The organism is Bradyrhizobium sp. JR4.3, assembly GCF_040547695.1.
In the GTDB taxonomy this organism is placed as follows: Bacteria; Pseudomonadota; Alphaproteobacteria; order Rhizobiales; family Xanthobacteraceae; genus Bradyrhizobium; species Bradyrhizobium canariense.
Genome location: NZ_JBEPQF010000004.1, coordinates 54,628 through 76,626, shown reverse-complemented (window position 1 = coordinate 76,626; position 21,999 = coordinate 54,628). Strand labels below are relative to the sequence as shown.

Here is a 21,999-nt window from a genome sequence, read left to right as displayed (position 1 = left end):
CTCTCCCGGCCGCGTTTTGCCGAAGCCTAGCAGCAAAGACGGTAGGCTGGAAGACGCCTCTACCCCGCCGCCGCCTTCGCCGGCGCGACGCTGACCGCGAGCTTGCCGTAGCGGTCGGTGAAGGCCTCCGTGTCGATTTCCTCCAGCTTGATCTCGCCGCTCATCACGCCCTGCTTCCAGGCCGCCTGCGCCGGATCGTTCTGGAATTCCGGCATCACCTCGCGGCCGAACAGCTCCAGCGATTCGCAGATGTGCTCGTGGCTGTTCTTGCCCGCTTGGTTGAGCAAAATGACCTGGTCGATGTGCGAGCCCTGGAAGCGCTTCAGCTTCCTGCGGATCGTCTCGGGCGAGCCGATCAGGCCGCCGCGCAGCGCGGCCTCCTGCGCCTCCGGATTGTCGCGCTTCCACTTGTTGTACTCGTCCCACATGTTGATGGTGTAGGGCGCGGGACGCTGGCGATTCTGCGAGGCACCGTAGAAGCGCAATGCGAACTGGAAGAAGGTGGCGCCGTCGGCGCGGGCGCGGGCCTCCTCGTCCGTCTTCGCGCACATGAAGAACGACACCAGCGCCATGTTCGGGTTGATCTCGTAGTCGGCGAGCTTGGCGAGACGTTTGGTCATGGCGTTGTAATAGGCGTGCACCCAGGCATGCGCGGCATCCGCGCTGACGAACTGGAAGCCGAGCGCGCCAAAGCCGTGGCGCCCGGCGCGCTCGATGGTCGGCAGCTGCGAGCACGCCATCCACAATGGCGGATGCGGCTTCTGCACCGGCTTCGGCACGACGTTGCGCAAGGGGATGTCGAAATATTTGCCGTGATGCTCGCTTCCTGCGTCCTTGAACATCGGGAAGATGGCGGCGACGGCCTCCTCGAACACCTCTTTCTTGGTCTCCATGTCGCGGCCGAACGGCGTGAGCTCGGTGATGGAGGCGCTCTCGCCCATGCCGAACTCGCAGCGGCCGTTGGAGAGCAGATCGAGCACCGCGACGCGCTCGGCGACACGTGCAGGGTGGTTGGTGGTGAGCTGGAGGATGCCGTGGCCGAGCCGGATGTTCTTGGTGCGCTGGCTCGCGGCTGCGAGAAACGATTCCGGCGAGGGCGAGTGCGAGTATTCTTCGAGAAAATGATGCTCGACGACCCAGGCGTGGTCGTAGCCGAGCTGGTCTGCGAGTTCCATCTGCGAGAGCGCGTTCTGGTAGAGGCTGAGCTCGTCACCGGCCACCCAGGGCCGTGGCAGTTGCAGCTCATAGAAGATGCCGAACTTCATGACGCCTCTCCCAAGTTTTCTTGAGATTTCTTGCCGCTTATATTTTTGTTGCGGGCATCTTAATGGGTGGGGCGGCGCTGTCTATGCAGTCGCAATTCCGCCTTGCGGGAGAAGGCGCTTTTCGCCGCGGCGGCCATTCAGGACCACACCGATGAAGGTGAAGCGGACCAGCAGATGATAGCTCGCCAGCATCGGAAGAAGCGCGATGATGAGAATAACGCCGCACTTGGTCAGCCCGGGCCAGTCGAGCTGCGACAGCGCGACCTGCAGCGCCATCACGATCGGCAGGTGGATCAGATAGAGCCAGTAGGATGTATCGGCGAGGTAGCGCCACGTCGGACTGAAGCCGGACATGAAGCGGAGGGCGAGGCCGAGGACCGCGAATGTGGAAACCCAAATCGCCGGTGCGTAGAGGATGGCGGAGATCAGCCTCAGCGTGGCGAAGCTGACCCGCAGTTTCGGCGCGGCAGGCGACGACAGCATCACGCCTGACAACGCGAAGCTGACCAGGATCAGGAAGAGCGCGAGCAGGACATACGTCAGCCAGCGTCGCTCGATGAGCCGCAGCAGATCGACCTGCCGATGCAGGAGCCAGCCGACGCCGAATGCGGTGCCGAAGCCGACCCAGGCCTGCGCGTTGGTAACGAGCGATTGATCCGGCGTCCTCACGCCCATCACGTTGATCCATCGTGGGTCGAGGCAGAAGGCGATGCCGATCGGGATTGCCAGAACCAGGGGAGCCAGCGGATTTCGCATGATCCGCGCGAAGACCCGGTCAAACACTGTGCGTAGCGTACCTGATATATCAAGCCGGACAATTGCGCCGCGCAGCAGGAGCGTCGCGACATAGAGCTCCAGCAGCACATACAGAAACCAGAGATGGGTCAGGGGAAACTTGGGCAGTGCCGGCAGCCAGCCGGACGTGGGGTGGATCGGACCGCCATTTGGAAAGTGAGATGCCCAGATCACGATCAGAACTATCGGCATGAACACGAGCGGCCAGCCGATCACCAACGGCAGGCCGATCCGCTGCAGCCTGTCCCTGACGAAGCCCCAACTCCCCCGGCGCTGAACGCTCATGCGGGCAAAGAAGCCCGCCATCAGAAAGAAGGTCGTCATCCGGAAGACGTGGATGGTAAAGGACAGCAGGCCCAGAGCGACGCTTGGATGGGTGTCCTGGATAATCCAGAACCGGGGCGAGGCCGGCACAAACGACAATGTCGCGTGCAGGACGATGCCGAGCAGCAGGGCGCCACCCCTGACTGCGTCGAGAGCATGGAGCCTCTCCGATACAGGGGCGGCGGCGATCAAGTGGGACATGAATAGGCTCGTTCCGGCTGGATGGGAATTTATGCTGGACGGTTTAGCCAATCGGCACAGGGCCTTCTCGCCTGATCCAAAAATCGGCTAGCCGATTTCGCGGCGCGGCTGGCTGAGTTCAGCGCTGTCGCGCCGGAATTCGGTCGGAGTTACGCCGGTCTCGGCCTTGAAGGCCCGGTTGAAAGGTCCGATCGACTGGAAGCCTGCATCCATCGCGATGGTCAGCACCGGGACCTCGCGTTGCGTCGCGTCGGACAGCGCCAGCCTGGCGTCCTCGATACGGTAGCGGTTGAGGAAAGCATTGAAGTTGCGATAGCCCAGTCCTTCATTGATCGCTTGGCGCAGCCGATGCTCGGGAACGTCGAGCCGCGCCGCGAGCGCGCCGATGGCAAGACCCTCCTGCCGATAGGTTCGCTCCACGGTCATCAGATGGTCGAGACGCCGGAGCAGGATCGGGTCGACAACAACCCGCCCCGCGGTGGCGCGATCGGCGACCTGGGCTAGCTTCCCCGCCTCGCCGGATGCGATCGCGGCCGTGGCGTCATTGACGGCCATCGCCGGCGCGCTGAACAGGCCGATGCCGGCAAGCATGGCCACCACGAACAGCCCGAGCGCGGTCGGGAGACTGCCGGGCGCACCGGGAACCGCGACGGGAATTGCGGCGAAGCCGGCGACCGCGACGGTCGCGATGAGCACGACATTGATCGCAAGCATCGCGAGCCGCAGTCGGCGTCGCCGCGCAACCAGATCGGCGCGCCAGGTCTTGACCGTCTGAACCGCGGCAGCGAGGGCCAGCACCAGGGTGGCCAGAGCCAGGACTCGCCCGCCTGCGCCGGCCAAAGCGGGCCAGTTCGCCCAGGCCAGCGTGATCGCAAATCCGAAAGCCACGATGCTCAGCCACAGGGCGCCGTGCCAACGCCTCAGCACGAAATCGTCGTCGAACGCCGCGCGCGCCCACAGCCAGAAGACCGCAGGCTGCGCGGACAGGATCGGCAACGTCCACCACCAAGCCGTTTTGGGCAGGCTGGGCGCCGTCGCGATCGCATAGAATATGCCGCCTGCGCACATCGCAATGCCCAGCAAAGCCTGTTGGCCGGTCGCACGACGCAGCAACGCCACGAGAACGATCAACAGGAACACGCCGCTCGCCGCGCCGCGAAGTCCGAGATCGATCGCCGTCAGCCCTGTCGCGGTCACAACTCGGTTCCCCGTTCGATGCCAAACTGTCGCATCGCCTTTGCACGGGTACAACCCAAACTTGCACTTGTGGTCTGGCGGCAGCCATCATCGCAACTCGACGGATTGATCCAGATCAAGGCGTCAGTGGTCCTGCTGCTTCTAAAGTGCGGCAAGGCAACGGCCCGGATGCCGTCCCAATCCCCACATTCCAAACGAGACCGAATATGTCGGCCCCAGACGACGCGACTTCGCGCGTGCGCCGTAAGCGCATGGAGATTTTCGCTTTCCTGTTCCTGACCGCGATCGTGATGCCCGTCCTCGCGGTCGGAACGGTGGGCTCGTACGGGCTCGGCGTCTGGATCTACCAGATGTTTGCCGGCCCTCCCGGCCCGCCGCCCTCCCCGCATTGATCTCCTCGAAGCGAAAGACAGGCATCATGGCCGAATCCAAACTCAACCGCCGCGCATTGATTACCGGCCGGGTGCTCAGCACCGAGCGCGTCATCTCGCCGCCCGGGTGCGAGATCGCCAGCATCATCGTGCAGGCGCGCCCCGAGCGCCTGGACCAGCTGGAAGCCGCGATCACCGCCCTTCCGGGCTGCGAGATTCACGGCCGCGATGCGCGCGGCAAGCTCATCGTCGTGACCGAAGCGCCTGATGCCGGCAGCCTCGGCACGCTGCTCAACACCATCCAGTCGCTGCCCGACGTCTATTCGGCGGCGCTGGTCTTTCACGCCATCGAAACGGCTTAAGGCCGGGAGAGTCGTCATGACATCGCCAAAGCTCGACCGCCGCCAGATGCTGAAGCTCGAGGCCGCCGCCATCGCGGCCGCCGCTGCGGGCATGCCGGCACCGGCGCTCGCCGCGAACCTCGTCGCCGAGCGCGACGTCGCCGAACTGAAATGGGACAAGGCCGCGTGCCGTTTCTGCGGTACCGGCTGCTCGGTGATGGTCGCGACCAAGAACAATCGCGTCGTCGCCACCCACGGCGACATCAAGGCCGAGGTCAATCGCGGCCTCAACTGCGTCAAGGGCTACTTCCTCTCCAAGATCATGTACGGCCACGATCGCCTGACGCAGCCGATGCTGCGCAAGACGGCGGGCAAATACGACAAGAACGGCGAGTTCACGCCCATCTCCTGGACCGAAGCCTTCGACATCATGGAGGTGAAGTGGAAGGAGGCGATCAAGAAGCGCGGGCCGAACGGCGTCGCCATGTTCGGCTCCGGCCAGTGGACGATCTGGGAAGGCTATGCGGCCTCAAAACTGTTCAAGGCCGGCTTCCGCACCAACAACATCGATCCCAATGCGCGCCACTGCATGGCTTCCGCCGTGGCCGGCATGATGCGCACCTTCGGCATCGACGAGCCGGCCGGCTGCTATGACGACATCGAGGCCACAGATGCCTTCGTGCTGTGGGGCTCGAACATGGCGGAGATGCATCCGATCCTGTGGACGCGCCTCGCCGACCGCCGGCTCTCCGCGCCGCATGTCCAGGTCGCCGTACTCTCGACCTTCGAGCACCGCTCGTTCGATCTCGCCGACATCGGCATGGTGTTCAAGCCGCAGACCGATCTCTATCTGCTGAACGCCATCGCCAACCACATCATCAAGACCGGCCGGGTCAACAAGGACTTCGTTGCCGCGCATACCATCTTCAGGCGCGGCCAGACCGACATCGGTTATGGTTTGAGGCCCGAGCATCCGCTGCAGAAGAAGGCGACGGGCGCGGCGAAGGCCAACGATTCCACCGAGATGAGCTACGACGAGTACGTCAAGTTCGTCTCCGAGTACACGCTGGAGAAGGCGGCGGAGATGTCGGGCGTGCCGCTCAACCGGCTGGAGGCGCTGGCCGAGCTCTATGCAGATCCCAAGACCAAGGTGGTCTCGTTCTGGACCATGGGCTTCAACCAGCACACCCGCGGCGTCTGGTGCAACAATCTCGTCTACAACATCCATCTTCTGACCGGGAAGATCTCCTCGCCCGGCAACAGCCCGTTCTCGCTGACCGGCCAGCCCTCGGCCTGCGGCACCGCGCGCGAGGTCGGCACCTTCTCGCACCGCCTGCCGGCCGACATGGTCGTGACCAACAAGGAGCACCGCACCAAGGCCGAGCACATCTGGCTGCTGCCCGAGGGTACCATACCCGACAAGCCCGGCGCCCACGCCGTATTGCAAAGCCGGATGCTGAAGGACGGCCTGATCAACGCCTATTGGGTGCAGGTCAACAACAATTTGCAGGCTGGTCCCAACGCCAACGAGGAGACCTATCCGGGCTTCCGCAATCCCGACAATTTCATCGTGGTCTCGGACGCCTATCCGTCGGTGACTGCGCTCGCCGCCGATTTGATCCTGCCGACCGCGATGTGGGTGGAGAAGGAAGGCGCCTACGGCAATGCCGAGCGGCGTACGCAGTTCTGGCATCAGCTCGTCGCTGCCCCGGGCGAGTCGAAGTCCGATCTGTGGCAGCTCATGGAATTCTCCAAACGCTTCAAGATCGAGGAAGTGTGGCCGGAGGAGCTGATCGCCAAGAAGCCGGACGTGCGCGGCAAGACGCTGTTCGACGTGCTCTACAAGAACGGCCAGGTCGACAAGTTTCCGGTCTCCGACATTGAGCAAGGCTACCTCAACGACGAGTCCAAGGCGTTCGGTTTTTACGTCCACAAGGGCCTGTTCGAGGAATACGCCACCTTCGGCCGCGGCCACGGTCATGACCTCGCGCCGTTCGACGCCTATCACCGCGAGCGCGGCCTGCGCTGGCCCGTCGTCAACGGCCAAGAAACCAAATGGCGTTTCCGCGAAGGCAGCGATCCCTACGTCAAGCAGGGCACGGACGTGCAGTTCTACGGCTATCCGGACGGCAAGGCGCGCATCTTCGCACTTCCTTACGAGCCGGCGGCCGAATCCCCCGACAACGAATATCCGTTCTGGCTGTCGACCGGTCGCGTGCTCGAGCATTGGCATTCCGGCACCATGACGCGCCGGGTGCCCGAGCTCTACAAGGCCTTCCCCGAGGCCGTGTGCTTCATGCATCCTGACGACGCGCAGGAGGCGAAGATCCGCCGCGGCGACGAGGTGAAGGTGGTCTCCCGCCGCGGCTTCATCCGCGTCCGCGTCGAGACGCGCGGCCGCGACCGGCCGCCGCGTGGCCTCGTCTTCGTGCCGTGGTTCGACGAATCCAAGCTGATCAACAAGGTGACGCTGGACGCGACCGATCCGATCTCGCTGCAAACCGATTACAAGAAGTGCGCCGTGCGCATCGAGCGGGTGAACGTGTCATGATGAAACGATTTGGAGTAGCGCTGCTCGCAGTCGCGATCGCGGCTGGCACGAGTTCGCTGACCGCGCAGACGGTGACGTCAGGCTTGCGCGGCCCGACCCCGCTCAACGACGAAGGGCCGGCGCCGCCGATGCTGCCGAACCGCAACACCTCCGAAAGGGAGGTGCGCAACTATCCGGAGCAGCCGCCGGTGATCCCGCATGCGATCGATGGCTATCAGGTCGATCTCAACGGCAACAAGTGCCTGTCCTGCCATGCGCGGGCGCGCATCGCGGAATCGCAGGCGCCGATGGTCTCGATCACCCACTTCATGGATCGCGACGGCCAGTTCCTGGCTTCGATCTCGCCGCGCCGCTTCTTCTGCACGGAATGCCATGTGCCGCAGAACACGGCGACGCCGCCCGTCAGCAACGACTTCACCGACATCGACACGCTGCTGTCGCGCACAAGCCCCGGTGGCCGCCGATGACGACGACCACTGATGAGCCCGACGAGGGAATGAAGGCCAAGGGCGGTTTCGTCGCACGAAGCTTGGACTTTGCGCGCGAGCTCTGGCAGGTGCTGATCCGTCCGAGCTCGGTGTTCGGGCTTGGTGTGCTGGTGCTGGCGGGCTTCATGGCCGGCGTGATCTTCTGGGGCGGCTTCAACACCGCACTGGAATTGACCAACACCGAAAAATTCTGCACCGGCTGCCACGAGATGAAGGACAACGTCTATGCCGAGCTGAAGTCGACCATCCACTTCGCCAACCGCTCCGGCGTGCGGGCGACCTGTCCGGATTGCCACGTGCCGCACAACTGGACCGACAAGATCGCCCGCAAGATGCAAGCCTCCAAGGAGGTCTGGGGCAAGATCTTCGGCACGATCGATACCCGCGAGAAATTCCAGGATCACCGGCTCGAGCTGGCGGCGCATGAATGGGCGCGCTTCAAATCCAACGATTCGCTGGAATGCCGCAACTGCCACAGCGCCGATTCCATGGACATCACCAAGCAGTCGCCGCGGGCCTCGGTCGCCCATCAGCGCTTCCTGTTCACCAAGGAAAAGACCTGCATCGACTGCCACAAGGGCATCGCTCACCATCTGCCCGACATGCGCGGCGTTCCCGGCTGGCAGTAGGGACGAGGCCTGAGCGAGCGCCTCGTCCTTCGAGACGACCGCTTTGCGGTCTCCTCAGGATGAGGCTCAGCGGCATCTTTGCCCTTCGAAATTGCCGCCGCGCACTCCGCCCTCATCCTGAGGGCCCGCCAACGGCGGGCGTCTCGAAGGATGGGCCGCGGAGAACGGCCTCGAATTGCGATGGCCCCGCGCTTGAACCGGCGGTGCGAATGGTTAGTTTTGGGACTGGCGAATCGCTCCGTTTCGCCCCCTCCTCAAGACAGACATGGCCACATTCACCCCGCATCAGGATGCCGCGCTCAAGGCCGTTGGCGACTGGCTCAAGGCCAAACCAGGCCGTAACGGCACGCCGCCGGTGTTCCGCCTGTTCGGCTATGCCGGCACCGGCAAGACCACGCTGGCGCGGCACATCGCCGACGGCGTTGATGGCGAGGTGAAGTTCGCCGCCTTCACCGGCAAGGCGGCGCTGGTCATGCGCAACAAGGGGTGCGACGAAGCCTCCACCATCCATTCGCTGATCTATCGCACCCGCGAATCCGGCGAGGAGCAGCCGAGCTTCGAGCTGTGGGACGACGCCCCGGCCTCCAAGGCCAAGCTGATCGTGATCGACGAATGCTCGATGGTCGATGCCGAACTGGGCCGCGACCTGATGTCGTTCGACTGCCCGCTGCTGGTGCTGGGCGATCCCGCGCAGCTGCCCCCGATCCAGGGCGGCGGCTTCTTCACCAACACCGAGCCGGACGCAATGCTGACCGAGGTGCACCGTCAGGCCCAGGACGACCCGATCGTGCGGATGTCGATGGACGTCCGCGAGGGCCGCGAGCTCGACATCGGCCGCTACGGCGAAAGCGAGGTGGTGTCGCGCAAGGAGCTCGATCCTGATCGCGTCATGGCCGCCGACCAGGTCCTGGTCGGCCGCAACAACACGCGGCGCGCGTACAATATGCGGGTGCGCCAGCGCCAGAACATCGAAGACGTTTTCCCCGTCGCCGGCGACAAGCTGGTCTGCCTGCGCAACAACCGCAAGAAGGGCCTGTTCAACGGCGGGCTGTGGCGCGTGAAGTCGCGCAACACCTCGCGCTCGAAATCCCGCATTCTCAGCATGAGACTGTCGCCGGACGAGGATCTCGGCCACAAGGTGACCAAGGTCTCGGTGCGCGCTGATTGCTTCGAGGGCGGCGTCGAGGCGATCGCCTGGGAGCAGCGCAAGCCCTATGACGAGTTCGACTACGGCTACGTGCTGACCGTGCACAAGTCGCAGGGCTCGCAATGGGACGACGTCGTGCTGTTCGACGAGAGCTTTGCGTTTCAGGAGAGCCGGGCGAGGTGGCTGTACACGGGGATTACGCGGGCGGCGAAGCGGCTGAGCATTGTGGTGTGAGGCCCGTAGGGTGGGTTAGCCGAAGGCGTAACCCACCTCTTCTGTCTCCTCGGATCGCAACAGTGGTGGGTTACGCCCTGCAGATGCGCTTTGCGCATCTGCAGGGCTAACCCACCCTACGAAACCTCACTTCCCCACAACAAAATAAAAATCCTCTCTTCCCGGCGGCGAGCCGTATGAAAACGGCTGCTGCTCATGCTTGGTCACAAGCCAGACGTCGTCGCGGACGATGTCGAACAGTTTTCGGATCTCGACGCGCGGCACCTTGATTTCGCGGGCGAGCGCGGTGGCGAACGGGCTGTCGGCGCCGCCGTCGCCGTCCATCGCGGTCTCGCCGTGCTTGGCGGCGTAGACCACCATGAAGCCGGCGCCGGGCTCGATGTTGGAAAAGCCCTTGTCCACCAGCTTGAGCGACAGCGCGCGCTGCATGGTCGGCGCGAACGGATTGTCGCGGCAGGCATCCAGCATGACCAGACGCACTTTTCGCGCAGCGCCCACCGCCGCGATCACCTGCTCCAGCGCAACCGCCTGGGTCTCGGCGTCCCTGTCGGCGGCAAGCTTGGCATCGACGGGAACGAGATAATTGACGCCGCCGATCTCGAAACCGTGGCCGGCGTAATAGACCACCGCCCAATCCGCCTTCTCCGCTTCGGCCGCAAACGTCTGCAACGCTTCGAAGAACTTGTCGCGCGTGAGGTCGCTGACGGATATCACGGTCTGGAAGCCGACATCGCGCAGCGCGGCTGCGATCATTTTCGAGTCGCGTGGCGGATTGGGCAAGGCGTGGACGTTCTTGTAGGCGCCGTTGCCGATCACAAGTGCCACACGGCGCCCCGCGGATCCGGCCGACGGCTGCGGTGTCAGCGCAGCCAATCCCTCCTGCGCGATGGCGCGGGCGCGCGCGACGTCGAGCTCGTCGAACTTCGTCAGCGAATAGGCCGCCGCACGATAGTCGGCACGGGCCTGGGCGAGATCCTTCTTGCGCTCGTAGATCTGGCCGCGACCCGAATGTGCGCGCACATTGTTCGGGTTGATCTGGATCGCAATGTTGTAGTCCTTCAGCGCGGCGTCGAGATCGCCTTTCAGCATGTTGACGTCGGCGCGATTGTTAATCGCGTACGTGTTCTTCGGCTGCTTCTCGATCAGGCCGTTGCAGTCGGCGAAGGCCTGGTCGAACTTGCCCATCATGCCGTAGGTGATGCAGCGGTTGCCGGTGATCTGCTGCGCGGCCGGTTCGATCTTCTCGGCCTCCGCGAAATCAGCAATTGCGCCGTCAAAATCCTGCATCAGCGTGCGCACGCGGGCGCGGTTGGTGTAGCCGAGCAGGAACTTGGGCGCGTATTTGATCGACAGGTTGAAATCGTCGAGCGCGCTTTGCAGCGCACCCCGGCGCAACTGGATGATGCCGCGGTTGTTGTAGGGGACACCGTAGGTCGGGCGCTTCTGGAGCGCGAGGTTGTAGTCCGCCATCGCATGGTCGTCCTGGCCCGTCCGCTCATAGGCGAGGCCGCGCAAATTGAGCGTGACGACGTTGTCAGGATCGAGATCGACGGCCATGGACAAGGTCTCGATCGCGTGGCCGTAGTCGCGCTTGTTGATCAGCGTGTTGCCGCGCACGGAGAGCGCGATGCCCTTGTCCTTGCCGGTGACACGGTCGGCGTTGAGCAAATTGTCGCAGGCCTGCGCCCTCGCCTGCGCATCCGCCTGGCGGTCGCGGCAAATGGCAAGGTCGTCGCCGGGTTGCGGTGCGGCCGCCGCGATCGAGTTCCAGCCGGGCAGGATGGCGAGAACGACGATGAGGGTCAGGGATGCGACGCGCAGCATGTTGTCAGGTCAGCTCCAGCCATCATTCTTTAGGTCGATCACCGATTGCGCCGGTTCATCTAGCGCGGAGTTCCGGTCCTCGCCAAGCCGGGCTGCTCCAGGCGGCGCGTTTCACAGACTCGTGTCCGTCCGGCCGTAACAATCGCCCGGTCCGCCCGTATCTCGAATGTCCGAAAATGCCGGGCAGGCTGTTCGCCCGGCCCCAACCGCCCTAGACTGTCAGACCTTCGGAAAGAGGATCGCCATGCGCCGACCTGCCGTCCTGTCCCTGCTCGCCGCAACCACCGCCCTGACGCTGGCCTTTGCCGCGCCGACCCGAGCCGCAGAGGATGCGGTCGTGATCCCCGCTCCCGCCGTTGACGCGACGCCCGCAAGCGGGATCCAGACCGCCGTGATCGCCGGCGGCTGCTTCTGGGGCGTGCAGGGCGTGTTCCAGCACACCGCGGGCGTCGTCAACGCGGTCTCCGGCTACGCCGGCGGCACCAAGGCGACAGCCGACTACCAGACCGTATCGAGTGGCCGGACCGGCCACGCGGAATCCGTCGAGATCAGATACGACCCGAAGAAGATCTCCTACGGCAAGATCCTACAGATTTACTTCTCGGTGGCGCACGACCCGACCCAGCTCAACCGGCAGGGCCCCGACAGCGGGACGCAATATCGCTCGGCGATCTTCACCACTTCCGACGAGCAGAAGAAGGTGGCCGAAGCCTATATCGCCCAGCTCAACGGCGCCAAAGTCTTCAGCAAGCCGATCGCGACCAAGGTCGGCGCGCTGGAGGCGTTCTATCCGGCGGAGGCCTACCACCAGGATTATCTGACCCTGCACCCGAACCAGCCCTATATCGCCTACAACGACCTTCCGAAGGTCGAGAACCTGAAAAAGCTGTTCGCGGATAACTATATCGAGAAGCCGACGCTGGTGAGCGCCAGCAAGGCCACCAACTGATCGCAAGATCAGCGAAAACAAGTTCACCGAAAAAACGGGAGACCCATGCCCGACACCAAGACGAAAACCACGGACGACAAGGTCATCAAAAGCGAACAGCAATGGCGCAACGAGTTGTCGCCGATGCAATACGCGGTGCTGCGCGAGAAGGCGACCGAGCGTCCCTTCTCCGGCGAATATGAGCACGACCACCGCGCCGGTACCTATACCTGCGCCGGCTGCGGCAATGTGCTGTTCGAGTCCGACGCGAAGTTCGATTCCGGCTGCGGCTGGCCGAGCTTCACCCAGCCCGCCGCCGAGGGCCATATCGACGAGGAGCGGGACGTCAGCCACGGCATGGTCCGCACCGAGGTGCTGTGCGCCAAGTGCAGCGGCCATCTCGGCCATGTCTTCCCCGACGGCCCGGGGCCGACCGGCTTGCGTTACTGCATCAATTCCGCAGCGCTGAAGCTCGAGCCTAAATAAACCTTGCGCGCCGCCAAGTTCCGCCATGGAACCCGGCGGCGCGATGTGCTTTTCTTCCCTGGTGGTGCGGCCGGCCATGGCGTTGCGGCGGCCGCCAGGGAGGATGCCATGACGCTTGGGACCATCCTGATCATCCTGGTGATCATTTATCTCGTCGGCGGCTTGTCGGGCCGCATCGGTGGCTACGGCTACGGAATGGGTCATTCCGGCATGGGGATCGGCGGCCTCGTCCTGGTGGTACTGCTCGTGCTGCTGCTCCTTGGCAAGCTATAAGCCATCCAAGCTGCTGATATTATTGCAATTTCCCGAGTTGCGGAGCTGCCATGCGCCGATTCATCATCTCGCATCGCGGGGGTCGCAATTTTGTCAAAACAGGCTATATTAGAGGACGAAAATGACATGTGCGGCGCCCACTCAATGGTGGCCTCTGCCCGTCCCAACCCCACGCGCTTAAAGCCCCAGAGAGATCACGAGGTCTTTGACCATGCGTCCACTGCGTCCGTTCAACTTCAACACTTCCGCCGAACTCTTCCCCGCTGCGATCCGCAAGAAGAAGCGTGCAGGCTTCACCTATCGCCGGTTCGGCACCGCGGCCGAAGCCGTGCAGTTCGCGATGGAGCAGTTGCCGACGGACTCGCTGAACGGCGCCTATCTTCAGGTCGAGGAAGCGCGCTTCGACCAGAACGGCATCCGCTCGCTCTATGAGAGCGAAGCCTTCCCGCTGCCCCGTCACCGCAAGCCGGTGGAAGCCAGCACCGACGCCGCCGACGCGGCGTAAATTTTCGTAAAGCACCTCCGATGTGCGCTGAAAGCGCGGTGGCCGAAAGGCCGCCGCGCTTTTTGCATTTTCGGGAGTGTCAGATGCGCGGCTGCTTGTCGAGCCAGCGGCGCAGCAGGCGCACGTTGCGCATGTTGGCCCGGAACATGACGTCAAAGGCGTCGCCCGCGAACGGGACGATGCCGACGACGCCGTCGAGGGCGACATTGCCGAGCATGCGCGCGGTGATGTACCAGGGCGCCCCGAGCGCCCTCGCCTCTCGCACCAGCCAGAGCGAGATCGCGGTGGTGATGATGTCACCGACGACGGGGATCAGTCCGATCAAGCCGTCGATGCCATAGCGGATATTGGTTCCGGGCAGCACGAAGGCCACGTCGAGCAGCTTTGCGATCGCCTCGATCCGCGCGATCCGCTGCTCGCGCGTCAGATTGCCGAACGGGTTGCCGGCGAAGGGACTGTCCTTGCCGAACTCGAAGCGAAACTCGCGAAAGCCCTGCTCCAGTGTTTCGGGCCGGATCTCACGACCGTCCTGATCGATGATCGGCCCACGCCCCTCGCTGCCCGAAGAGGCCGCACCCGGGCGGCTTCCCGAATGGGATCGACGCGGGGCAAGAATATCGTCATCGGACATGGTCATGGCCTGTAGGGAACGCACCAGCACGGCGGAGGTTGCTGCGGCGTGATCGAAGGTCGCGCCCTCAAGTCGGTGCCGCCGCCGGCTGCGGCTCCGCGACATATCTGTGCACGAGCCAGGATGAAATCACCGCCGGCACGAACCCGACGAGGCCGTACAGGATGAACTGCACCGCGCCCGAGTCCGGCCCGCGCGAGCTATAGGTCAACGAGGCCAGGATGAAGGCGAACACGCCGACCAGCAGCATCCGCAGCACCGGGCCGATCCGCCGGATGTGGACCAGGATGTCGTCGACCGCCCCGATCATCAGCGAGGGCAGGAAGCCGAACAGATAGCTGTATTGCAGGGATTTGAAGAACACCGCGAACAGCTTGCCGACCTCAGCGAGACTGGTCTGGGTCCAATAGCCGGACTGATAGGTCGTCGTCAGCAGCAGCAGGAACCCGCCCACGAACGGGCCAACCAGCGCAAACACGAGATAGCGTTTCATCAGGCACCCTCATCCTTCGCCCCGTTATAGCAGCGCCGCAGGAACCTTGAATAGCGGCGGCGCGGGCTCTGCCCTGGGAACAAGCCGCATAGCGACGAGTTCAGACAGGACCTGAAACTCACCTGTCAGATTTGGAGCCGCCGATGTCCCGCAAACTGTTCTTCCTGGCGACGATCGCGCTGACGGCCGTGAGCGGCCTGTCGAACGCGCCCGCTCTCGCACAAGGCCATATGGGTTCGCCGCAGGAGCAGCAAGCCTGTTCGCGGGACGCCTCGCGCTTCTGCCGCAAGGACCTCGGCAACGACGGTGCGGTGCAGAATTGCCTGCAAGCCAACCGAGCCAAACTGTCGCGGTCTTGCAGCAAGGTCTTTCAGAGCCACGGCATGTGAGGACCGGAACCATCCCCGGCGAACGGAGAGTGAAGCCATGTTGCGCGACGAACAGCTCTCGATCCTGAGGGACATCAGCCAATCCATCGCCTTTGCCGACGACCGGCACGGCAAGATAGGCGAGCTGATCGCCGACGGTTACGTGATGAAAGACGGCGATCTGTTCGAGCTCACGGCAAAGGGCGTTACGGCGGTCGAGGAGCACGCAGCGCTTAGCGCAAGCGATGCGGAACCAGCGAGCGCATCCTCCGATCGGTTGATCTGATCGCACGCGAGTCGCATTGTGCGTGACGTGCGCGCAACAATTGCGAATTCCTTTTCGCTTGGCATTGCGGCCGCGCGACAATGGCGCATACTTGATTCGGGCGGCGCAGCACTTTTCGATTCGAACATCACGAGAGATCGAGCAACCACATGCGGGATTGAGGTCCCGGCGTGATGGCTGAGACATGCGGCAGGTCAAGCCGCGTGCGGCGCCCCAAAAATCAAGTGGCTCAAGCCCACGGAACTCGGGGACGCATTCTGCATGACACGCAATCAGACGATCACAACTCTCTTCGCCCTCGCCACCACCATCGCAATCCCGACCTCGCCGGGCTTCGCGTTCTCGTCCGAAGCGCAGCAGATGTGCTCGGGCGATGCGATGCGGCTGTGCTCCAGTGAGATCCCCGACATCCCCAGGATCACCGCCTGCATGGTGCGGAACAGGTCGCAGGTCAGCCCCGGCTGTCGCGCCGTGATGGACCGCGAGCACGCCGCCGCGACATCGCGCAAGCGGGAAGCCACGGCGCAATAGAGAGAGAGCGTACCTGCGGCCATCCTTCGAGACGCCCGCCCAAGGGGCGGGCCCTCAGGATGAGGTCTCGTTTCGCGGCGAGATATCAAACCCTCATGGTGAGGAGCCCGCCGAGGCGGGCGTCTCGAACCATGCAGGCCGAGGTCTCACGGAGTAGAGATCTAGTCGCCCCACTGCGCGAAGGCGTCGTTGAAGGCGCGCTCGCCGGGAGCGCCCTTCTCGATGGCGATGATGGCGCGGCGCTGGTTGGCGTAGACCAGGGGCACGTCGAACCAGGAGCGCTCCTTCAGGAGCTGGACGTTGCGGCTGCGGTCGGCGTCGACGTTGGAGAGGCCGACCAGGAAGAAGCCGTCGGTGACCTTGACCGCGAGGCCTGCGAGCGGCGTGCCGCGTGCCTGCTCGTTCGACTTCATCAGGATGCCCGGCACGTTGGCGACGCCGCCGCCCGAAAAGTCCGCCGGCAGCACGAAGGTCAGCTCCGCGGTGTGGCTCGCCGGCAGGGAGGAGTCGGTGTTGCGGCGGAACGACATCGTCATCTTGAACTTGCGGTCGGGGATCTCGATGTCGGCGCGCACGGCGACGTCGGCCTTCTGGTTGCCCGACGCCTTGATCGGCTCGAGCCGCCACACCACCGAGCCGACATATTGCTTGCCCTTCGGATCGGATGGATCCTCGTCGTAGAGCACGACCTTCTGCGCCACCGGCGCGACCGGCTGGTCGCTGGCCGAGGGCTGGCCGACGCGATCCGGGATCTTGGGCTTGCTCTGCGGCTGAGACGAATCCTTGGGCGCCTCCACCACTTGCGTCGGCGAAGACTTCAACAGGTTGGTCGCGGTCTGGACCAGTTGCTTGCCCCACAGGATGCCGGCACCGACCAGGATCAGCACGATGCCGACGGCGATCGCGCTCTTGAACGGAAACACGGAGCCGGTGCGGGCGCGCTTCTTCTTCGGTTCGCGGTCGAGAACGGGGATGTGCGGACGCTGCGGCTGCGACTGCGGCGCGTAGCGCTCAGCTTCCTCGATCGATTCGTCGTAGGAATACGGCGCGTCCGCTCCGGCGGCGCGATTTTCCAGGCTCGGCTCGAGCCGATCGAATTCCGGCGAGGGCGAGGGCACGTTGGCGTAGGTCCGGCGCGCCGCGCGGTTGGCCTGCGCGGCGGCGCCGCCGAGATCGTTGGCGTCGGCCGTGATGTCGCGGAAGCCGCGCACGCCCGGTGCCGGTGGCAGCGGCGGCGGAGGTCCCATGTCGGGCGGACGGCGCCCACCGGCGCGATCACGTCCGGCCGGCGGAGGCTCCGGCATCGACGGCGGCGCCGACGGACCCTGCGGCCGCGGCGCATCGAAACGCGGAGCCCGCGGCGCACGCGGGGCGTCGCCCTGGTCATCAACGTTGAACGAGGGCCGGTCGGCGCGCGGCGGCGGCGGAGCCGGACGGGTACGCGGCGGGGCAGCGGTTTGGGGCGCGGGCGAGTTGCCCTCGGTGGCGCGGGTGCTGGCGCGGCGGAAGGCGTCGCCGCTGCCGCTGCTGCGGGTGCCGCCACCGGGGCGCGAGGCCTCGCGGGCACGCTGGGCAGCCTCCGATTCGACCTTGCGGACGGCCTCTTCCAGCGAGAGCCGCTCACGGGTGATCTCGGATTCGGAGAGCGGCGGCTGCACGCTGCGGAGCTGCGCGATCAGCGCCGTGCGCGCCCGCTCGTAGAGCGCGCGACGGCTCTCGCCGGGAGCGTTGGGGTCCAGGGCGGCAATAGCGCGGGCGATCAGCGGATAGTAATCAGCCATTTCTACTCAATTATACGCGCGTCCCGGTAAGAGATCGTTAAGCCTCAAACGGATTTTGTACCAGGATAGTATCCTCGCGTTCAGGGCTCGTGGAAAGCAGTGCGACCGGGCACCCCACCAATTCCTCGATCCGGCGGACATATTTGATCGCCTGGGCCGGCAGCTGGGCCCAGGACCGCGCATTGGCGGTCGGCTCCTTCCAGCCCTCGATGGTCTCGTAGATCGGCTCGACCCGGGCCTGGGCCCCCTCACCCGCCGGGAAATGATCGATCTCCTTGCCGTCCAGCTTGTAGCCGGTGCAGACCTCGATCGTGTCGAAGCCGTCGAGGATGTCGAGCTTGGTCAGCGCCAGACCGTTGATGCCGCAGGTCCGGACCGCCTGGCGGACCAGAACCGCATCGAACCAGCCGCAGCGGCGCGGGCGCCCGGTATTGGTGCCGAACTCGCGGCCGCGCTCGCCGATCTTGCGGCCGGTCTCGTTGTCCTGCTCGGTCGGGAACGGGCCCTGGCCGACGCGGGTCGTATAGGCCTTGCAGAGGCCGAGCACATAGCCGACCGCGGCGGGGCCGAGTCCCGAGCCGGTCGCGGCCTGCGCCGCCACCGTGTTGGACGAGGTGACGTAAGGGTAGGTGCCGTGATCGACGTCGAGCAGCGCGCCTTGCGCGCCCTCGAACAGCATGCGCTTGCCGGCGCGCCGTTCGATGTCGAGCAGACGCCACACGGTCTCGGCATAAGGCAGCAGCTGAGGTGCCAGCGCGGTCAATTCATTCAGGATCTCCTTGCCGTCGAACTCCGGCAGGCCGAGGCCGCGGCGCAATGCGTTGTGATGCGCCAGCAGCCGGTCGATCTTGTGCGGCAGCGTGTCGAGATCCGCGAGGTCCATCAGGCGGATGGCACGGCGGCCGACCTTGTCCTCGTAGGCCGGGCCGATGCCGCGGCGGGTGGTGCCGATCGCGGTCGCCGCATTGGCGGATTCGCGATGCGCGTCGAGTTCGCGATGGAGCGGCAGGATCAGGGTGACATTCTCGGCGACCCGAAGATTGTCCGGGCTGACCGCGACACCCTGCGACCGCAGCTTGGTGACCTCGTCGAGGAAGGCGGCGGGATCGAAAACGACGCCATTGCCGATCACCGACAGCTTCTGCTCGCGCAGCACCCCCGAGGGCAGCAGCGCCAGCTTGTAGGTCTTGCCGTTGATCACCAGCGTGTGGCCGGCGTTATGGCCGCCCTGGAAACGGACGACGATGTCCGCCTGCTCCGACAACCAGTCGACGATCTTGCCCTTTCCTTCGTCGCCCCACTGGGCGCCGACGACGACAACATTGGCCATTCGCGGGTAATCCCTATGCAATCTGTTAGATGCGCCCAGCCCAATCACGGCCGGGGCCGCTCGAACGCGAGGCAGCCAACCGGATAAAGGATGCAGCCTCTGTAAGCAAGCAAGAACGGAGCTTTTTCGGGGCCCAATGCGCTATCCAAGCCCTTGATATCCCCTAAAAATCCGCTTTGTCGGACGGGCTCTACGACGTTAGGCCCGGATGCGGCCGTCGACCACTTCGATGATGCGGTCGCAGCAATGGTCGAGCTCGAGGTCAATGCCGTGCAGCACGTCGTTTCAGTCGGCAGATGCCAACGAAGCCAGGCGCTCGCGGCCATCCAAATTGCGGTAGGTCAACAGGTTACACCGAATTTCGAGGCATTTGCCTGACGAGACAATTCGAATCGGGGGCCTTGCTTGTCGGACAGTCCAGCGCACGCCGACGACCGCTTCTGGCATCTTTCACCCGATCAATTATGCAAGCGACTGGGCTGCGGCCTCACCGGCCTGACCGCCGCGGACGCCTCCGAGCGCCTCGATCGCTTTGGGCCGAACAGCGACGCGCGGCCACGCGTCGAGGGGGCGGCGCGCGCGATCATGCGCCGGCTGCTGGAGCCGCTGTCTCTGATTCTGCTGGTTGCCGGCATCGTCTCGATGCTCACCGGCGACGATATCGGCGGGCTCATCATTGTCCTGATACTCGCGCTCTCGATCGGGCTCGACACTGTTCAGGAAGGCCACGCGTTGCAGGCCGCGGAAGTGCTCCGCCGATCGGTTGCGCTCAAGGCCGAAGTCAGACGTGACAACGACTTCCGCGAGATCGACGTCGATCGGCTGGTGCCGGGCGACATCCTGCGCGTCCGTTCAGGCGACATCATTCCCGCGGACGCGCTCATCCTGGAGTGCACAGCCTTCACCGCGGGCGAAGCGGCGCTCACCGGCGAACCCTATCCGGTACAGAAGCGCGCCGGTGCCATCACCGACCCGGACGACACGTCGAATGCACTGTTTCGCGGCGCCGTCGCGCAAACCGGCGAGGCGATCGCGCTCGTCGTCAGGACCGGACGCGACACAGTGTTCGGAGCGGCGGCCTCCGCGCTTGCCGAGGCCCAGACGCCTTCGCCGTTCGAACGCGACTTGCGCGAATTCGGCCTCGTGATCGCGCGCGCCACACTGGCGTTGGTGCTGGTCGTGCTCAGCGTCCGCGTGGTGTTCGGCCGCCCCGTGATGGACTCGTTGCTGTTTGCCGTCGCGCTCGCGGTCGGGCTGACGCCGGAACTGCTGCCGATGATCACCACGGTGACGCTGTCGCGCGGCGCGCTGCGCATGGCCGGCCGCAAGGTGATCGTCAAGCGCCTCGCCGCGATCCACGATCTTGGCGCCATGACCGTCTTGTGCACGGACAAGACGGGCACGCTGACCTCGGCCGAGATCACGCTGGCCAAGAGCCTCGATGCCGCCGGCAAGGACGATGCCCGCGCCGCGCGGCTCGGCGCCATCGCCGCGAAACTCGGCGGCGATCGCGGCTCGCTCGACGCGGCGCTGGTTGCCGGCCAGTCGAATGCCGCACAGGGCTGGACCCTCGCCGGCAGGCAGGCGTTCGACTTTTCACGGCGGCTGGGATCCGTGCTCGCGACCGGTCCAGAAGGCGCGCTGCTCATCGTCAAGGGCGCGCCTGAGGCGGTGCTCGAGCTGTGCGTGATGGTTGACGGCGCCCGGACCCGCGCGATCGCCCGCGTGCACGAGCTCGCGAGCGAAGGGCTCCGCAGCATCGCGATCGCCTCGCGCCCGTGGACCGGCGCAACGCGCGAGGTCGAGACCGAAGACGAGACCGATCTCGTCTTCGAAGGGTTTTGCGCCTTCGCCGATCCGCCGAAGCCGACGGCCGCGGCCGCGATCGCGCGGCTCGCGGCAACCGGCATCACGCTGAAGATCCTGTCGGGCGACGATCCGGTGGTGGTGAAGCGGCTCGCCGGCCTGGTCGGGCTGAACGCCGATCGCGTCCTATCGGGAGCCGACATCGCCGAGCTCAGCGACGAAGCACTGGCGGTCCAGGTTCAATCGACCGACGCCTACGGCCGGCTTGCGCCCGATCAGAAGTCGCGCGTCGTGAAGGCCCTTCAGGCCGGCGGCGCTGTGGTCGGCTTCCTGGGCGACGGCATCAACGACGCTCCGGCGCTGAAGGCCGCCGATATCGGCCTGTCGGTCGAAGGCGCGACCGGCGTGGCGCAGGCCGCCGCCGACATCATCCTGCTCGCCTCGGATCTCGAAGTCGTCGCCGACGGCGTCGAAGAGGGCCGGCGCACCTTCGCCAACATCATGAAATATGTCCGGATGGGCGCGAGCTCGAATTTCGGCAACATGCTGTCGATGGCGATCGCCTCGATGGCGCTGCCGTTCCTGCCGATGCTGCCGACGCAGATTCTGCTCAACAACCTGCTCTACGATCTCTCCGAGCTCGGCATTCCCTTCGACCAGGTCTCGCGCGCGGCCACCGCGCAGCCGCAGGTCTGGAGCATGACGCGGCTGGTGCGTTTCGCCGCGATCATGGGGCCGCTGTCCTCGGTCTTCGACTTCCTCACCTTCGGCGCCCTGATCATGCTGTTTCAGGCGTCGCCGGACGAATTCCGCACCGCCTGGTTCATCGAGTCCATGGCGACGCAGATCCTCGTGATCTTCATCATTCGCACCAACGGCCGACCGTGGCGCAGCTGGCCCGATCCGGTGCTGTCCGTCTCATCGCTGGTCGCCTTGCTGGTCGCAATGGTGGTGCCTTTCACGCCGGTCGGCGCCTGGTTCGGCTTTGTTGCGCCGCCACCGCTCATGATGGCCGGCATCGCGCTTCTGGTGGTCGTCTATCTCGCCTGCGCCGAACTGTTGAAGCCGTTTGCGATCCGTGCCGGACTGAAGCGTTGAGCGGGTTCCGGCCGCCGCCGTGCATGGACGCGATGCGCCTCGCGCCATTGATATCGGCCGGATTTCCGTGTCTTTGAACGGGCCGGGTTTGAACTGGCCCGGGTGCCACCGGGCCG

General features: G+C 64.9%; 22 protein-coding genes. 14 read left to right on the top strand and 8 right to left on the bottom strand.

The window, feature by feature from the left end; all coding sequences use genetic code 11:
• Positions 1–59: 59 nt before the first annotated feature.
• From ABIB91_RS08930 to ABIB91_RS08920, 3 genes are all read right to left on the bottom strand, one after another.
• The gene (locus tag ABIB91_RS08930) at positions 60–1,265 is read right to left on the bottom strand and encodes an LLM class flavin-dependent oxidoreductase (RefSeq protein WP_354160106.1); all 1,206 of its coding nucleotides are present in this window, start codon (positions 1,263–1,265) and stop codon (positions 60–62) included.
• Positions 1,266–1,346: 81 nt separating this feature from the next.
• Positions 1,347–2,585 carry an acyltransferase family protein gene (locus ABIB91_RS08925; RefSeq protein WP_354253241.1) on the bottom strand — a complete coding sequence of 413 codons (1,239 nt, stop codon included), beginning with the start codon at positions 2,583–2,585 and terminating at the stop codon, positions 1,347–1,349.
• A gap of 87 nt (positions 2,586–2,672) precedes the next feature.
• A complete protein-coding gene (locus tag ABIB91_RS08920; RefSeq protein WP_354160102.1) occupies positions 2,673–3,782 on the bottom strand; it encodes an AraC family transcriptional regulator in 1,110 nt (369 codons plus the stop codon).
• Positions 3,783–3,988: 206 nt separating this feature from the next.
• Here ABIB91_RS08920 and napE point away from each other — a divergent pair, with 206 nt between their 5' ends.
• The 6 genes from napE (at position 3,989) to ABIB91_RS08890 (ending at position 9,543) form a co-directional block, all read left to right on the top strand.
• A complete protein-coding gene (napE, locus tag ABIB91_RS08915; protein WP_007596178.1) occupies positions 3,989–4,174 on the top strand; it encodes a periplasmic nitrate reductase, NapE protein in 186 nt (61 codons plus the stop codon).
• 26 nt (positions 4,175–4,200) lie between these two features.
• Positions 4,201–4,515 (top strand): chaperone NapD, encoded by a 315-nt coding sequence (locus ABIB91_RS08910; protein ID WP_354160100.1) that lies wholly within the window; start codon positions 4,201–4,203, stop codon positions 4,513–4,515.
• 16 nt (positions 4,516–4,531) lie between these two features.
• Complete coding sequence (gene napA, locus ABIB91_RS08905) at positions 4,532–7,045, top strand: nitrate reductase catalytic subunit NapA (RefSeq protein WP_354160098.1); 2,514 nt, start codon at positions 4,532–4,534, stop codon at positions 7,043–7,045.
• Complete coding sequence (locus ABIB91_RS08900) at positions 7,042–7,512, top strand: nitrate reductase cytochrome c-type subunit (RefSeq protein ID WP_354160096.1); 471 nt, start codon at positions 7,042–7,044, stop codon at positions 7,510–7,512. Before napA ends, ABIB91_RS08900 begins: the two co-directional genes overlap by 4 nt.
• Positions 7,509–8,162 (top strand): NapC/NirT family cytochrome c, encoded by a 654-nt coding sequence (locus ABIB91_RS08895; protein ID WP_354160094.1) that lies wholly within the window; start codon positions 7,509–7,511, stop codon positions 8,160–8,162. Before ABIB91_RS08900 ends, ABIB91_RS08895 begins: the two co-directional genes overlap by 4 nt.
• Positions 8,163–8,427: 265 nt before the next feature.
• The gene (locus tag ABIB91_RS08890) at positions 8,428–9,543 is read left to right on the top strand and encodes an ATP-dependent DNA helicase (protein ID WP_007596183.1); all 1,116 of its coding nucleotides are present in this window, start codon (positions 8,428–8,430) and stop codon (positions 9,541–9,543) included.
• Between the two features lie 126 nt (positions 9,544–9,669).
• Here the strand turns inward: ABIB91_RS08890 and ABIB91_RS08885 are convergent, their stop codons facing one another.
• Positions 9,670–11,367, bottom strand: coding sequence for a caspase family protein (locus ABIB91_RS08885; RefSeq protein ID WP_354160092.1), 1,698 nt, complete (start codon positions 11,365–11,367; stop codon positions 9,670–9,672).
• Positions 11,368–11,611: 244 nt separating this feature from the next.
• Here ABIB91_RS08885 and msrA point away from each other — a divergent pair, with 244 nt between their 5' ends.
• The 4 genes from msrA to ABIB91_RS08865 all read left to right on the top strand — a co-directional run bounded on the left by msrA (position 11,612) and on the right by ABIB91_RS08865 (position 13,559).
• Positions 11,612–12,316, top strand: coding sequence for a peptide-methionine (S)-S-oxide reductase MsrA (gene msrA / locus ABIB91_RS08880; RefSeq protein ID WP_354160090.1), 705 nt, complete (start codon positions 11,612–11,614; stop codon positions 12,314–12,316).
• 45 nt (positions 12,317–12,361) lie between these two features.
• Positions 12,362–12,781, top strand: a complete 420-nt coding sequence (gene msrB, locus ABIB91_RS08875; RefSeq protein ID WP_354160088.1) for a peptide-methionine (R)-S-oxide reductase MsrB — start codon at positions 12,362–12,364, stop codon at positions 12,779–12,781.
• Between the two features lie 108 nt (positions 12,782–12,889).
• Positions 12,890–13,054 (top strand): DUF3309 family protein, encoded by a 165-nt coding sequence (locus tag ABIB91_RS08870; protein WP_007596187.1) that lies wholly within the window; start codon positions 12,890–12,892, stop codon positions 13,052–13,054.
• 211 nt (positions 13,055–13,265) lie between these two features.
• Positions 13,266–13,559 (top strand): hypothetical protein, encoded by a 294-nt coding sequence (locus tag ABIB91_RS08865; RefSeq protein ID WP_007596188.1) that lies wholly within the window; start codon positions 13,266–13,268, stop codon positions 13,557–13,559.
• 79 nt (positions 13,560–13,638) lie between these two features.
• Here ABIB91_RS08865 and ABIB91_RS08860 read toward each other — a convergent pair whose 3' ends face one another.
• Positions 13,639–14,196, bottom strand: coding sequence for a DUF4112 domain-containing protein (locus ABIB91_RS08860; protein WP_088941332.1), 558 nt, complete (start codon positions 14,194–14,196; stop codon positions 13,639–13,641).
• Between the two features lie 61 nt (positions 14,197–14,257).
• Positions 14,258–14,683, bottom strand: a complete 426-nt coding sequence (locus ABIB91_RS08855) for a DUF5413 family protein (protein ID WP_007596190.1) — start codon at positions 14,681–14,683, stop codon at positions 14,258–14,260.
• A gap of 143 nt (positions 14,684–14,826) precedes the next feature.
• On the opposite strand from ABIB91_RS08855, the gene ABIB91_RS08850 reads away from it, so the two are divergent.
• The 3 genes from ABIB91_RS08850 to ABIB91_RS08840 all read left to right on the top strand — a co-directional run bounded on the left by ABIB91_RS08850 (position 14,827) and on the right by ABIB91_RS08840 (position 15,868).
• Complete coding sequence (locus tag ABIB91_RS08850; protein ID WP_007596191.1) at positions 14,827–15,072, top strand: cysteine rich repeat-containing protein; 246 nt, start codon at positions 14,827–14,829, stop codon at positions 15,070–15,072.
• Positions 15,073–15,109: 37 nt separating this feature from the next.
• Positions 15,110–15,337, top strand: coding sequence for a hypothetical protein (locus tag ABIB91_RS08845; RefSeq protein ID WP_354160085.1), 228 nt, complete (start codon positions 15,110–15,112; stop codon positions 15,335–15,337).
• 261 nt (positions 15,338–15,598) lie between these two features.
• Positions 15,599–15,868, top strand: coding sequence for a hypothetical protein (locus ABIB91_RS08840; RefSeq protein WP_354160083.1), 270 nt, complete (start codon positions 15,599–15,601; stop codon positions 15,866–15,868).
• A 161-nt stretch (positions 15,869–16,029) separates the two neighbouring features.
• Here ABIB91_RS08840 and ABIB91_RS08835 read toward each other — a convergent pair whose 3' ends face one another.
• Together ABIB91_RS08835 and ABIB91_RS08830 are read right to left on the bottom strand one after the other, a co-directional pair.
• The gene (locus tag ABIB91_RS08835; protein WP_354160081.1) at positions 16,030–17,649 is read right to left on the bottom strand and encodes a hypothetical protein; all 1,620 of its coding nucleotides are present in this window, start codon (positions 17,647–17,649) and stop codon (positions 16,030–16,032) included.
• 37 nt (positions 17,650–17,686) lie between these two features.
• Positions 17,687–18,979: an adenylosuccinate synthase gene (locus ABIB91_RS08830; protein ID WP_354160079.1), complete on the bottom strand. Its 1,293-nt coding sequence runs from the start codon at positions 18,977–18,979 to the stop codon at positions 17,687–17,689.
• Positions 18,980–19,384: 405 nt separating this feature from the next.
• Between ABIB91_RS08830 and mgtA the strand changes: the two genes are divergently transcribed.
• The gene (gene mgtA, locus ABIB91_RS08825; RefSeq protein WP_354160077.1) at positions 19,385–21,883 is read left to right on the top strand and encodes a magnesium-translocating P-type ATPase; all 2,499 of its coding nucleotides are present in this window, start codon (positions 19,385–19,387) and stop codon (positions 21,881–21,883) included.
• The last annotated feature ends 116 nt before the right edge of the window (positions 21,884–21,999 follow it).

Excerpts from the sequence above, each read along its gene's own strand:
- ABIB91_RS08930 (WP_354160106.1), bottom strand. The coding sequence starts at position 1,265 with ATGAAGTTCGGCATCTTCTATGAGCTGCAACTGCCACGGCCCTGGGTG.
- ABIB91_RS08925 (WP_354253241.1), bottom strand. The coding sequence starts at position 2,585 with ATGTCCCACTTGATCGCCGCCGCCCCTGTATCGGAGAGGCTCCATGCT.
- napE (WP_007596178.1), top strand. The coding sequence starts at position 3,989 with ATGTCGGCCCCAGACGACGCGACTTCGCGCGTGCGCCGTAAGCGCATG.
- ABIB91_RS08910 (WP_354160100.1), top strand. The coding sequence starts at position 4,201 with ATGGCCGAATCCAAACTCAACCGCCGCGCATTGATTACCGGCCGGGTG.
- napA (WP_354160098.1), top strand. The coding sequence starts at position 4,532 with ATGACATCGCCAAAGCTCGACCGCCGCCAGATGCTGAAGCTCGAGGCC.
- ABIB91_RS08900 (WP_354160096.1), top strand. The coding sequence starts at position 7,042 with ATGATGAAACGATTTGGAGTAGCGCTGCTCGCAGTCGCGATCGCGGCT.
- ABIB91_RS08895 (WP_354160094.1), top strand. The coding sequence starts at position 7,509 with ATGACGACGACCACTGATGAGCCCGACGAGGGAATGAAGGCCAAGGGC.
- ABIB91_RS08890 (WP_007596183.1), top strand. The coding sequence starts at position 8,428 with ATGGCCACATTCACCCCGCATCAGGATGCCGCGCTCAAGGCCGTTGGC.
- ABIB91_RS08885 (WP_354160092.1), bottom strand. The coding sequence starts at position 11,367 with ATGCTGCGCGTCGCATCCCTGACCCTCATCGTCGTTCTCGCCATCCTG.
- msrA (WP_354160090.1), top strand. The coding sequence starts at position 11,612 with ATGCGCCGACCTGCCGTCCTGTCCCTGCTCGCCGCAACCACCGCCCTG.
- msrB (WP_354160088.1), top strand. The coding sequence starts at position 12,362 with ATGCCCGACACCAAGACGAAAACCACGGACGACAAGGTCATCAAAAGC.
- ABIB91_RS08870 (WP_007596187.1), top strand. The coding sequence starts at position 12,890 with ATGACGCTTGGGACCATCCTGATCATCCTGGTGATCATTTATCTCGTC.
- ABIB91_RS08865 (WP_007596188.1), top strand. The coding sequence starts at position 13,266 with ATGCGTCCACTGCGTCCGTTCAACTTCAACACTTCCGCCGAACTCTTC.
- ABIB91_RS08860 (WP_088941332.1), bottom strand. The coding sequence starts at position 14,196 with ATGACCATGTCCGATGACGATATTCTTGCCCCGCGTCGATCCCATTCG.
- ABIB91_RS08855 (WP_007596190.1), bottom strand. The coding sequence starts at position 14,683 with ATGAAACGCTATCTCGTGTTTGCGCTGGTTGGCCCGTTCGTGGGCGGG.
- ABIB91_RS08850 (WP_007596191.1), top strand. The coding sequence starts at position 14,827 with ATGTCCCGCAAACTGTTCTTCCTGGCGACGATCGCGCTGACGGCCGTG.
- ABIB91_RS08845 (WP_354160085.1), top strand. The coding sequence starts at position 15,110 with ATGTTGCGCGACGAACAGCTCTCGATCCTGAGGGACATCAGCCAATCC.
- ABIB91_RS08840 (WP_354160083.1), top strand. The coding sequence starts at position 15,599 with ATGACACGCAATCAGACGATCACAACTCTCTTCGCCCTCGCCACCACC.
- ABIB91_RS08835 (WP_354160081.1), bottom strand. The coding sequence starts at position 17,649 with ATGGCTGATTACTATCCGCTGATCGCCCGCGCTATTGCCGCCCTGGAC.
- ABIB91_RS08830 (WP_354160079.1), bottom strand. The coding sequence starts at position 18,979 with ATGGCCAATGTTGTCGTCGTCGGCGCCCAGTGGGGCGACGAAGGAAAG.